Annotated in this window: 9 protein-coding genes; 5 read left to right on the top strand and 4 right to left on the bottom strand. The window is 74.4% G+C overall.

Annotated features, from left to right (window positions below):
- Nucleotides 1–27: 27 nt before the first annotated feature.
- On the bottom strand, nt 28–1269 hold the full coding sequence (locus ACQP0T_RS11715; RefSeq protein WP_433872924.1) for an FAD-dependent oxidoreductase: 1242 nt from the start codon (nt 1267–1269) through the stop codon (nt 28–30).
- 248 nt (nt 1270–1517) lie between these two features.
- Here ACQP0T_RS11715 and ACQP0T_RS11710 point away from each other — a divergent pair, with 248 nt between their 5' ends.
- On the top strand, nt 1518–2180 hold the full coding sequence (locus ACQP0T_RS11710) for a class I SAM-dependent methyltransferase (RefSeq protein ID WP_433872922.1): 663 nt from the start codon (nt 1518–1520) through the stop codon (nt 2178–2180).
- A gap of 96 nt (nt 2181–2276) precedes the next feature.
- Here ACQP0T_RS11710 and ACQP0T_RS11705 read toward each other — a convergent pair whose 3' ends face one another.
- Entirely contained in the window at nt 2277–3467 is a 1191-nt protein-coding gene (locus ACQP0T_RS11705) for a PucR family transcriptional regulator (protein ID WP_433872920.1), read from the bottom strand.
- 97 nt (nt 3468–3564) lie between these two features.
- On the opposite strand from ACQP0T_RS11705, the gene ACQP0T_RS11700 reads away from it, so the two are divergent.
- A complete protein-coding gene (locus tag ACQP0T_RS11700; RefSeq protein WP_433872918.1) occupies nt 3565–4887 on the top strand; it encodes an alkyl sulfatase dimerization domain-containing protein in 1323 nt (440 codons plus the stop codon).
- Nucleotides 4888–5045: 158 nt separating this feature from the next.
- Entirely contained in the window at nt 5046–5717 is a 672-nt protein-coding gene (locus tag ACQP0T_RS11695) for a septum formation family protein (protein WP_433872916.1), read from the top strand.
- 276 nt (nt 5718–5993) lie between these two features.
- Here ACQP0T_RS11695 and ACQP0T_RS11690 read toward each other — a convergent pair whose 3' ends face one another.
- Together ACQP0T_RS11690 and ACQP0T_RS11685 are read right to left on the bottom strand one after the other, a co-directional pair.
- Nucleotides 5994–7229: an NAD(P)/FAD-dependent oxidoreductase gene (locus tag ACQP0T_RS11690; RefSeq protein WP_433872914.1), complete on the bottom strand. Its 1236-nt coding sequence runs from the start codon at nt 7227–7229 to the stop codon at nt 5994–5996.
- Between the two features lie 71 nt (nt 7230–7300).
- On the bottom strand, nt 7301–7894 hold the full coding sequence (locus tag ACQP0T_RS11685) for a TetR/AcrR family transcriptional regulator (RefSeq protein WP_433872912.1): 594 nt from the start codon (nt 7892–7894) through the stop codon (nt 7301–7303).
- A 153-nt stretch (nt 7895–8047) separates the two neighbouring features.
- On the opposite strand from ACQP0T_RS11685, the gene ACQP0T_RS11680 reads away from it, so the two are divergent.
- Both ACQP0T_RS11680 and ACQP0T_RS11675 read left to right on the top strand, forming a co-directional pair.
- Nucleotides 8048–9964: a primary-amine oxidase gene (locus ACQP0T_RS11680; protein WP_433872910.1), complete on the top strand. Its 1917-nt coding sequence runs from the start codon at nt 8048–8050 to the stop codon at nt 9962–9964.
- An 81-nt stretch (nt 9965–10045) separates the two neighbouring features.
- Nucleotides 10046–11599 (top strand): alpha/beta fold hydrolase, encoded by a 1554-nt coding sequence (locus tag ACQP0T_RS11675; protein WP_433872908.1) that lies wholly within the window; start codon nt 10046–10048, stop codon nt 11597–11599.
- Nucleotides 11600–11621: the final 22 nt, after the last annotated feature.

The raw sequence follows: 11621 nt of genomic DNA, 5'->3' as shown, positions 1-11621 counted from the left end.
TCCGGCCGGGACGACCACCGCGCCGGATCAGGACCGGGCGCGAGCGCGCCGCCGCATCATGCCGTTCATGGCGCGGAACGAGGCCCTGGACAGCGACGTCGCGATCGTGCCGCTCCGCAGCCCTTGGTCCTGGTAGCGCAGCGCCTTGCGGACGGCGGCGAAGCCGTAGTCGAGCATCGCGGTCTCGTAGGCCCCGATCGCCTGCTCGGTCGACGCCGCACCACCGTCGAGCCGGACGAGCTGACCGCGGAGCTCGTCGGCGTCGCGCAACGCCGTGTTGCCGCCCATGCCACCGACCGGCGACATGCTGTGCACGGCGTCGCCCAGCAGCGTGATGTTGGTGCTCTGCCACGGCTTCAGCGGCACGGAGGTCTTGTACGGCACAAGCAGCGCACTACCGGGGTCCGATTCGGCGACCAGCCTGCGCAGATCCGGGTGCCAGCCGGAGATCATCCGTCCGACGAGCCGGATCAGCTCGGCCCCGTCGAGCGCGTGGATGTTGGCCGGGCAGGCGCCGCGCCGCACGACGAAGGCCGTGCCGACGTAGGCGTCGTCGCCGGACGAACCGGGTCGCTCGGCGGACCGGTCGAAGACCGACACCGACAGGAAGTACGGCGTCGGGGCCATGATCATGCAGCGCCCCGTGGACAGCGGCGGGCGCAGCCAGGCGCGCACCTCATCGGTCAGCGGCAGCTTGAGGCCGATGCCGAAGGCATCGGTGTCGACCCGTTCGGCCTGCGGGAGGTACTGGCCCCGCACCGGCGAACCGACGCCGTCGGCGCCGATGAGGACGTCACCGGTCGCGGTGCTGCCGTCGGCGAAGTGGGCGACCACCCCGTCCGGAGTGCGTTCGTAGCGCTCGAACTTCTTGCCGAAGTGCAGCACGTCGTCGAGCCCGGTCAGCAGGATGTCGCGCAACGTCACGCGGTCGATGGCGTGGGAGCGCGAGGTCGGCCCACCGTCGGGCACGCGGTGGGCGTCCGGCTCGAGTTCCATGAGTTCCCGCAGCCCTTCGGTGAGGAAGCGGAAGCTGCCGAGATCCACCGTGCTGGCCGTGAACTCCGCCCAAGCCTTCTCCGGCAGGCAGGAGTGCAGCGCCTTCGCCCCGTCCGGATCGATGTGGATCCGGTAGCCCTCGAGCCGGTCGTCCCTGGTGCGGTCGCGTTCGTACACGGCGACGTCGATCCCGGCGCGCTTGAGCCCCTGCGCCAGGCACAGGCCGCCGATACCACCGCCGACGACGAGGACCTTCAACGATGCTCCGGACATGCTCCCGTGGCCTCCTGTGCTTCCGGACGAGTAGGGCGGTGTGCCGTGCCTGGGCCCGCGCGCTCCGCTTTCCTTGCCGGCCGGATGACGCGGACGCTATACTGCGGCCCGCGACGACCAGCCTTGAATCGCGTTCCAGGACAACGGTTCACGCGACGCGCGTTCGCGGTTCGGCGGAATCCTCCCCAGTTCGGACCACAGCCACCGCAGACTGTTTCACACTACCCCTCGGGCGGTCCAGGATGCAGATGCACGACATCACGACGAAGGCGGGGTACGACCTCTGGGCGGAGTCCTACGAACGGACGCCGAACCCCGTCGTCGCCGTGGACGCCCAGCAGGTGATCGGGCTGCTCGACCCGGCGCCGGGCGAGCACGTCCTGGACGCCGGGTGCGGGACGGGGCGCAACTTCGCGGGAATGCTCGCGGCCGGGGCGCGGCCGCACGGCGTGGACTTCTCCCCCGGAATGCTCGCGGTGGCGCGCCGCGCCTTCCCCGACGTACCGCTGACCGAAGCGGACCTGCAGGACGCCCTGCCGTTCTCCGACGGCGAGTTCGACGCGGTGTGCTGCGCGCTGATCGGCGAGCACTTGGAGCACCCGGATCGGGTCGTCGCCGAATTCCACCGGGTGCTGCGCCCGGGCGGCAGACTGGTGTTCTCGGTGTTCCACCCGGAACTGGCCGCGACGGGGATGTCGGCCCAGTTCGAGAACGACGGCGCCGCGTACCGGCTGGTCGCCCACCCGTACTCGGTGGACGACTACGCGTCCTGGGTGACGGCGGCAGGGTTCGAACGACCGCAGCGGCACGAGTTCACCGGCGGCCCGGACCTGGTCTCCGAGGTGCCGTGGGCGTCCTGGCTGGTGGGTCGGCGGATCCTGCTGGTGCTCACCGCGACCAAACCCGGCTGAAGGCGGAGGTGCTCGCCGTCGAGGCGCTGCGCCGACGCCCCCACGTCCGGACCGGACGCACCTCGGTGCCCAGCATCCTGCTCGTGCTGGCGGCGGCTACTCGGCGGGCTCCGCGGTGCGGGCGGCGGCGAGCAGCAGCAGGCCGCGGGCGGTGCGCGGGTCGGCGCCGGTGCGCGCGGTGATCCGGGAGAGCCGGTTGTCCACGGTGTTCGGGTGCACGTGCAGCGCACGCGCGGTGCGGTGGCGGTTGAAGTCGTGCGCCAGGTAGGCGTCGAGCGTCGCGGCGAGCTCCGGCCTCCGGCGCAGTTCCCGGGCCAGCGCGGTGAGCCCGCTGCGCGCCGCGCTGTCCCGGCTGAGCTGGTACTCCAGCAGCAGGTCGGGCAGGACGGCGACGTCGTCGTCCCGGCGTCCGGGCAGCCGCAGCAGGTCCCTCGCCTGCTGCGCGGCGCCCGGCAGCGCCGAGCGCGTCGGGGCGTGCGCGAAGGCGGCGGCGATCGGTGCGCCCGCCGCCGCCCGCAGCCGGGGCAGCGCCTCCCGGACCGCGCGCAGGTCGTGCGCGGAGCTCTCCGGCGCGGACGGCAGCAGCACCAGTCCGCCGTCCGGGTCGAGGGCGGTGAGCGACCGGGTGCCGAGCCGCCGGTGCACCTCCGCCACCAGCCGGTGCAACGCGCGCCGTTCGGCGATCCGGCGACCGATCCCGTCGGCGGCCGCTCCGGTGGCGGGGTGCTCGCCGAGCCGCACGGCGAGCACCCCGTAGGCGTCGGCGAGCCGGACGTCGAAGCGGTGCGCGAGCTCGGCGGCGGACCCGCCTGCGACGAGGGCCTGCACGATCTCGTGCACCGCGAAGCGCTCCTCGCCGTGCACGAGCTGGTACTCCTGCTGGTGCGCCTGGACCGCGGCGTCGACGATCTCGTGCATCCGGTGCAGCAGCGCCGCACCCAGCTCCCCCGGCACCGCTCCGCCCGCGGCGCGCGCCAGTTCTTCCCACGTCATCTGGATGTTGACCAGGTAGGCGGTGACGAAGTCCGCCACCGGCAGCCCCTCGTCGGCCCGCTGCCGCGCGCGCTCGCGCAGCAATTCCAGCTCCGCCCCGGTGGGCGAGCGCTGCTCCCGCACCGCGCGCAGCGCCAACCGGGCGCTCTCCCGGCAGGAGTGGGCCATGTGCTCGCGCACGTGCTCGGGCCACCGCCCCTGGTAGCGCGCCGACCGCCGGACGTACTCGCGCACCGCGCGATCGGCCGCGGCGGGCAACCGGCGCTCCACCGCGTCCAGCAGCGGTTGTGACATGTCACAGCAGTCTAGGGCGGAGAGTGGACATCGGGCGATACCTCGGTCGCGGGTGCGCGAGCCAGAGTGGGGCCACGCCGTCATCCGAGGAGGCACCGTGACCGATCTGCTCGACTACGCCGACCGCGTGTGGCGCGGCGAGGAGACCATGAAGGCCTACCACTCCGGCGCCCTGCGGGCCGAGGGGCTGCACGAGGTCGCGCCCGAGGTGTGGACGTGGCCCGCGTTCGGCAACGTCCACGTCTTCCCCACCGCGGAAGGGCTGTTCTGCTTCGACACCGGCAGCGCGGCCACCGCGCCCGACCTGTTCGCCGCCACCCGGGCCCGCACCGACGCCGCCCTGCACACCGCGGTCTACTCCCACGGCCACATCGACCACGTCTTCGGCACCGCACCGTTCGACGCGGACGCCGCGCGGCGCGGTCTGCCGCGACCGACCGTGCTCGCGCACGAGAACGTGCCCCGCCGGTTCCGCCGCTACCAGGCCAGCCAGGGCTACAACAGCGTGATCAACCAGCGGCAGTTCCAGAACCCCGGCATCGAGTGGCCCGCGGAGTTCCGCTTCCCGGACCTCACCGTGGCCGACGCGACCACCGTGCGGCTGGGCGAGCTGTCGGTCCGGCTGCGCCACGCGCGCGGCGAGACCGACGACCACCTGACCGCGTGGCTGCCGGACCGGGGGATCCTGTGCACCGGCGACTTGTTCATCTGGTCCTGCCCGAATCCCGGCAACCCGCAGAAGACCCAGCGCTACGCCCTGGAATGGGCCCAGGCGCTGCGCCGGATGGCCGCCCTGGACGCCGAACTGCTGCTGCCGGGCCACGGCGTCCCCATCGTCGGCGCGCAACGCGTGCGCACCGCGCTGCTCGACACCGCCGAGCTGCTGCAGACCCTGCACGACCAGACCCTCGCGGCGATGAACGCGGGCGCCACCCTGGACGAGGTGCTGCGCGAGGTCACCGCTCCGGACGAACTGCTGCGCAAGCCGTACCTGGCACCGTCCTACGACGAACCGGAATTCATCGTCCGCAACGTCTGGCGGCACTACGGCGGCTGGTACGACGGCGACCCGGCGCACCTCAAACCCGCGCCGGCGGGCGACCTGGCCGGGGAGATCGCCCGGCTCGCGGGCGGCGGCCCCGCGCTCGCCGAGCGGGCGCGGGAGCTGCTGGCCGCGGGCGAGCTGCGGCTGGCCGGTCACCTCGCGCAGTTCGCCGTGGACGCGGACCCGGCCGACCACCTCGCGCACGCCGCCCGGGTGGAGGTGTTCCTGGCGCTGCGCGCGGCGGCCACCTCGACGATGGCCAAGGGGGTCTACGGCTGGGCGGTGGCCGAATCGCGGGCGGCGCTCGACGGCGGCGACCGCGACGAGGCGCTGCGCGCCGACGGCCCGGAACGCACCTCGTGGGCGGCGCTGTGACCAGCACCGTCCGAAGTGGACCGCGTTCGGGCCGAGCGGGCCCCGTTCCCGGAAACCGCCCGCCGCGCCCGACCTCGGGCCTACTCTCCAGGCATGGCGACCTTCCCCCGTTCCCGCCGCGGCGCCGCCGCGGTGCTGGCGTTCGCGGCCCTCGGCGGGTGCACCGCCGCCGACGCCCCGGACCGCGCTCTCCCCGCGCCGCCGCCGAGCACGGCACCCCGGCCGAGCCGGGAGCCGGGCCGCACCGGCGCGGTGACTGCCTGAGCATCGTCGACGGGCGGATCCAGCAGGTCGGCTGCGAGACCGAGCACCAGTACGAGGTGGTGCTCTCCCGGCGGATGCCGCCGGAGGTCGGGGACGCCTACCCGCCGCCGCTGGACACCGCGGTGAGCCCGGTCTGCCGAGGCGCCTTGCCCGAGTACGTGGGCAGCCCGGACGCACCGGCCTCCCGGTTGGAGGCGCTGTCGACCTGGTCGGACCAGCAGGAGTGGGACCGCGGCGACCGATGGTTCGCCTGCCTCGTGGTGGAGCGGGGCCCGGACAACGAACCGCTGCCGCGGACCGGATCGCTGGCCGGGGCGCTGACCGGCGGGCTCGGCTCGTTCCGGCGGTGCTACGTCGACGAGCCGCTCGCCGACGGCCCGACCCGGGTGGTGCCCTGCTCGCGGCCGCACCGCAGCGAGGCCGTCCCCGGGGTGCTGGACCTGGGCTCACCCGACGAACCGGCGCCCGGCATCGACGCCATGCTCGACCGCACCATGCCGCACTGCGATCGCGTCGTCGCGGACTACCTCGGCGGTCCCCGCCCGGGGTCGAGCCCCACGGCCTGATGCCGTTGCCCGCGGACTGGCCGACGGGCAAGACGACGGCGGTCTGCTACGCGGTGTCCGAGACCCCGGTGACCGGAACCCTCGGCGGCTGAGCCGCCGGGCGCCTCCCGGCGCCGCCGTGCCGCTCGCCCCCGGTGCGGTGCACTGGGACGATCGGTCCGGTGCGACCGGAGGCTGCGACATGGGATTGAGGTACTCCAGCGTTCCGGGACCTCGACCTCGAACCGGCGCTGCGGCACCTGCTCGGCCGCGCTCCCCGGCGCGACACCTGACCGGTCAGCGCCCCAGGTCGGCCAGCACCGCGCGGGCCACCCGCCGTCCGGAGACCAACGCGCCCTGGATCGACGGGGTGTCCCGGTGATCACCGCAGACGTAGCGCCCGGAGCCCAGGCGCACCGGGCGGCGCAGCGGCTCGCCGGGGCCGAACACCGGCAACGCGCGGTCGATCGGGTACGCACCGATCAGCTCCCAGTCGGCGGTGCCGGTCCGATGCAGCTCCGCGAGCCGGGTGCGCACCCGGGGCTCGATCCCGAGGTCGGCCCGGCCCGGTGCGGACGCCGCGACCAGGGCCGCGCCGAGCGGCGCGTAGCCGGGGGACACGTCGCTGAGCACCGCGCTGTTGAGCAGCAGCCCACCGCCGTCGACCAGCAGGACCGGTGCGCCCGCCGGGGAACCGGCCACGCGGTAGTAGAACGTCGTGACCGCGTGCCAGGACGGGGTTCTCAGCCCCGGCAGCAGCCGCGCCGCGACGTCGGCATCGGTGGCCACCACCACCGCCCGCGCCGTCAGCTCCGCACCGCCCGCGAGCCGCACCGCGACCCCGTCCCCGGTGTCGCCGAGTCCGTCGACGCGTTCCCCGGTGCGGACCACCCCGGACGGCAGCGCGGCGGCGAGCTGTTCCGGCAGCGCCCGCATCCCCCGGGCGGGCAGCACCGCTCCCCCGGCCAGGAAGCTGCGCCACACCAGGTGGAACAGGTGCGCCGAGGTGCTCAGGGCGGGATCGAGGAAGACCCCGGCCAACAACGGTCGCAGCACGTCCTCGACGGTGCGCGACGAGATCCCCCACCGCCGCAACTCCGCGCCGGTGCCGCGCGCGACCCGACCCAGCCGGTCGGCCGGCAGCGCCAGGTCGCGGGCGGACAGCAGGGACAGCGCCGCGCAGTCCCGGGGCCGGGCGAGCACCTCCCGGGCGCCGCCGCCCGCACCCGCCGGGCGGGACCGCGGCGGGCCCAGCCACCGCCGCTGCGCCCCGGCGAGCAGGCCGCGGCTGAAGTACCCCGGGGCCAGCGCGGTGAGGTCGACCTCGCGGCGCACCTCCGGGTACGCGGGCAGCAGCACCTGGAACCCGCGGTCGAGCAGGAACCCGTCGACCTCGTCGGTGGCCACCCGCCCGCCGACCCGCTCCGCCGCCTCGCACACCCGGACCGCCACCCCGGCGCGGTGCAGGTGCCGGGCCGCGGCGAGCCCGGCCAGCCCCGCCCCGACCACGACGACCTCCGCGCTCGCCGCCATCGCTTCCCTCCCCGCCCCGGTGTCCGCCGGTACCACCATCCCGGTCGCGCGGTCGCCCCGCTCAGCGAGGCCTACGGCGCGCGGAGGCGGGTGAGGAGTGCGTCGAGCTGGGCGAGCTGGCGGTCCGGGGTGGTCTGCGCCGGGGACAGCACGGCGAGGACCTGCAGGCCCACCAGCGCGGACAGCAGCTCGTCGGCGGTGGTGCCGGGGTCGACGTCGGCGCGCAGCGTCCCGTCCTGGCGGGCCTCGGCCAGCCGCGCCGCCAGCTCCGCCCGCCAGCGGTCGGTGGACCGGGTGTGCAGGGCGGCCCGCGATGCGGAGTGCAGGGCCTGCTGCCAGAACGTGACGGCCAGCCGCGCCTCGGCGAGGCGCTCGGCGTCCAGCGGCAGGATCTCCAGGCACAGCGTGCGGAGCCCGTCGAGCCCCCGCCGGTCCGGGTCGGCGGCGTCGGCCCGGGCGTCGGTGGCCTCGACGACGTGCCGGAACGCGGCGTCGAGCACCGCGTCCTTGGTCGGGAAGTAGTAGAGCAGCGTCCCGTTCGCGAACCCGGCCTCCTCGGCGATCCGCCGGGTGGTCACCGCGTCGAGGCCTTCGGCGGCGATCAACCGCCAGACCACGTCGACGATCGCGCGGCGGCGCGCCTCGTGGTCGACGATCTTGGGCACGCGTCCTCCCATCGGGTCGGTGGGGCTTCAGCGTAGAACCCGATCGGACCTTCTTTTTCGTACGAGCGCTCAGTAACCTCGGCCCGAGTCCGGCACGTTCCCGATCCCGCAGCGCTGTTCTCCGCCCCGAGCCCCGCAGTGAGGAAGTGCCCCATGCCGCGAACCTCCGCACCGCACCCGCTGGATCCGATCGAGCCCGAGGAGATCCGGGCCGTGCACCGCGCGCTGGCCGAGGCGGGCCTGGTCACCGCCGACACCCGCTTCGCGCACGTCGGCCTCGACGAACCGCCCAAGCACGAGTTGCTCGCGCACACCCCGGGGGCGCCGGTGGTGCGGCGGTTCCGCGCCCTGCTGCTGGACCTGGCCGCGCAGACCTCCCGCGACGTGCTCGTGGACGGCACCGCCGGAACCGTCCTGTCGGTCACCGAGCTCGATCCCGCCACCGGCGGGCAACTCCCCGTCCTCGACGAGGAGTTCAGCTTGGTCGAGGAACTGCTGTCCACCGACGAGCGGTGGCTGGCCGCGCTGGACGAGCGCGGGCTCGACGTCCGGCAGGTGCGGGTGGCCCCGCTGTCGGCGGGCGTCTACGCCGACGAGTACCCGGACGAGGCGGGGCGGCGGATCCTGCGCGGCCTGGCGTTCCTGCAGGAGCACCCCACCGGATCGGCTTGGGCGCACCCGATCGACGGGCTGGTCGCCTACGTCGACACCCTCAACCGCGTCGTCGACCGGGTCATCGACCGCGGCCCGGTCCCGGTGCCGCGCGGCTCGGGCGACTTCGACGACCCGGCGGTGACCGGACCGCCGCGCACCACCCAGCGGGAGATCGCGATCAGCCAGCCCGAAGGTCCGAGCTTCACCCTCGACGGGAACCTGCTGACCTGGGAGAAGTGGTCGCTGCGGGTCGGTTTCGACGCGCGCGAAGGGCTGGTGCTGCACCAGGTCGGCTTCGACGAGGGCGGCGGCACCCGGCCGATCGTGCACCGCGCGTCGATCGCCGAGATGGTCGTGCCCTACGCCGACCCGTCCCCGGTGCGGTCCTGGCAGAACTACTTCGACACCGGCGAGTACCTGGTCGGGCGCTGCGCCAACGCGCTGGAGCTGGGCTGCGACTGCCTCGGCGAGATCACCTACCTGGACGCGGTGATCTCCGACGCGCGCGGCGAGCCGAAGGTGCTGCGCAACGCGGTCTGCATCCACGAGGAGGACGCGGGCGTCCTGTGGAAGCACACCGACCTGTGGTCGGGGGCGGCGCAGACGCGGCGCCAGCGGCGCCTGGTCATCTCGTTCTTCACCACCATCGGCAACTACGACTACGGCTTCTACTGGTACCTGCACCTCGACGGCACCCTCGACTGCGAGGTCAAGGCCACCGGGATCGTGTTCACCTCGGCGCACGACGGCGGCGAGTACCCCTACGCCGCGCCGCTGGCGCCCGGCCTCGGCGGGCCGCTGCACCAGCACCTGTTCAGCGCCCGGCTGGACATGGCCGTCGACGGGGTGCGCAACCGGGTCGAGGAGGTCGACGTCGAGCGGGTGGCGATGGGGCCGGAGAACCCGCGCGGCAACGCCTTCACCACCACGCGCACCGTGCTGGCCTCCGAATCCGCCGCCCAGCGCGACGCGGCGCCGGAGCGCAACCGCACGTGGCACGTGGTGAACCCGGAGCGGCGCAACCAGGTCGGACGGCCGGTGGGCTACGCGCTGGTGCCGGAGGGACTGCCGACGCTGCTGGCCGATCCGGGCTCGTCCATCGCCCGCCGCGCCACCTTCGCCACCCGGCACCTGTGGGTCACCCGCTACGACCCGGCGCAGCGCTACCCGGCGGGGGACTTCGTCAACCAGCACCCCGGCGGGGCGGGCCTGCCCGCCTACACCGCGGCCGACCGCGACCTCGACGGCGAGGACGTGGTGCTGTGGCACACCTTCGGGCTCACCCACGTCCCGCGTCCGGAGGACTGGCCGATCATGCCGGTGGACCGCACCGGGTTCCGCCTGCGCCCGGTCGGCTTCTTCGACCGCAACCCGGCCCTCGACGTGCCACCCCCGCGGCACTGCGGGGCGCAATGACCTACTCGGCGGTATCTACCGCTGAGTAGGTTCCGCTACCGTCGCTCCGCTCGTGCAACGAAGCCGGAGCGAGGAGTCGTCATGGGACAATCGCGCGCCATCGTCGGAGCGCTCGCCGCGGCTCTGCTGGTGGGCGCCGGGGCCGGCCCGGCGCCCACCGCAGCCGCCGAGGACGTCGGGGCGCACCGCTCCACCGTCCGGTTCGTCGACATCGAGGGCCACGACGGCGTCGTGCTCAAGGCCAACGTCGTGTCCCCGGCCGGGGGCGGCAGCCACCCGCTGCTGGTGCTGCCGACGAGCTGGGCGGTCCCGCAGGTGGAGTACCTGGCGCAGGCGCAGCGGCTCGCCGACAGCGGATACGTCGTGGTCAGCTACAACGTCCGCGGCTTCTGGCAGTCCGGCGGGCGGATCGAGGTGGCGGGGCCACCGGACATCGCCGACACCTCGCGGGTCATCGACTGGGCGCTGGCCCACACCCGCGCGGACGGCGAGCGGGTCGGCGTCGCCGGGGTGTCCTACGGCGCGGGCATCGGGCTGCTGGCCGCCGCCTTCGACGAGCGCGTCGACGCCGTGGTCGCGCTCAGCGGTTGGGCCGACCTGGTGGACTCGATCTACAGCGGACGCACCCAGCACCTGCAGGTCGCCGGGCTGCTGGCCGGCTCGGGCGAGCTCACCGGGCGACCCAGCGACGAGCTGCGCGACATCCTGGAGGGCTTCCTCAGCTCGGACCTCGCCCGCGAGCAGGAGCTGATCGAGTGGGGACGCAGCCGCTCGCCCGCGACCTTCGTGGACGCGATCAACCGCGGCGGCGCGGCGGTCATGCTCGGCAACGCCTGGGGCGACAGCTTCTTCCCGCCCAACCAGTACGCGGAGTTCTTCGAGCGGCTCACCGTGCCCAAGCGCCTCGAATTCCGGCCCGGCGACCACGCCACCGGCGAGCTGACCGGGCTGCTCGGCCTGCCCAACGACACCTGGACCAGTGCGCACCGCTGGCTCGACCACCACCTCAAGGGCGCGGACAACGGCGTCGGCGAGGAGCAGCCGGTGCGGATCAAGTCCCGCTCCACCGGGGACTACGAGTCCTACCCGGACTGGGACGCGGTGGGCGCGCGGCGCTACGAGATGCCCCTCGGCGGCACCGAAGGGATCGCCGCCAACGTCGACTCGGGCGCCAACGGCGGGGTCGTGCTGCTCACCGGGGCGCTGGACCAGTTCGCGCGGCTGCCCCCGGTCGTGCCGGTGCCGCTGCTACCGCCCGCGCACACCGCCGTCTGGGAATCCGCACCCGCCGCCGAACCGCGGCCGGTCCGGGGCACGCCGGTGCTGCGCACCACGGTCACCAGCGACGCCCCCAGCGGGACCTTCGTCGCCTACCTGTACGACGTCGGACCGCTCGGCACCGGTCGGCTGATCACCCACGCCCCGCACACGTTCCACCACCGGACCCCGGGCGAACCGTTCACCGTGGACCTGGAGCTGTTCTCGACCGCCTACGACGTGCCCGCCGGGCACCGCCTCGCGCTGGCCGTCGACACCGTCGACCCGCTCTACGCCGAGCACAACCCGCACGGCGCCGACCTGACGTTCTCCTCCCCGGCGGACGACCCGTCCCACCTGTCGGTGCCCCTGGGCTGACGGCCCCGGCTTTCACCCGTTC

It is taken from the genome of Saccharopolyspora sp. CA-218241 (assembly GCF_050954615.1).
Taxonomy (GTDB): Bacteria; Actinomycetota; Actinomycetes; order Mycobacteriales; family Pseudonocardiaceae; genus Saccharopolyspora; species Saccharopolyspora cebuensis.
This window is presented reverse-complemented; position numbering and strand designations above follow the sequence as displayed.

Excerpts from the sequence above, each read along its gene's own strand:
- ACQP0T_RS11680 (WP_433872910.1), top strand. The coding sequence starts at position 8,048 with ATGCCGCGAACCTCCGCACCGCACCCGCTGGATCCGATCGAGCCCGAG.
- ACQP0T_RS11710 (WP_433872922.1), top strand. The coding sequence starts at position 1,518 with ATGCACGACATCACGACGAAGGCGGGGTACGACCTCTGGGCGGAGTCC.
- ACQP0T_RS11715 (WP_433872924.1), bottom strand. The coding sequence starts at position 1,269 with ATGTCCGGAGCATCGTTGAAGGTCCTCGTCGTCGGCGGTGGTATCGGC.
- ACQP0T_RS11705 (WP_433872920.1), bottom strand. The coding sequence starts at position 3,467 with ATGTCACAACCGCTGCTGGACGCGGTGGAGCGCCGGTTGCCCGCCGCG.
- ACQP0T_RS11675 (WP_433872908.1), top strand. The coding sequence starts at position 10,046 with ATGGGACAATCGCGCGCCATCGTCGGAGCGCTCGCCGCGGCTCTGCTG.
- ACQP0T_RS11690 (WP_433872914.1), bottom strand. The coding sequence starts at position 7,229 with ATGGCGGCGAGCGCGGAGGTCGTCGTGGTCGGGGCGGGGCTGGCCGGG.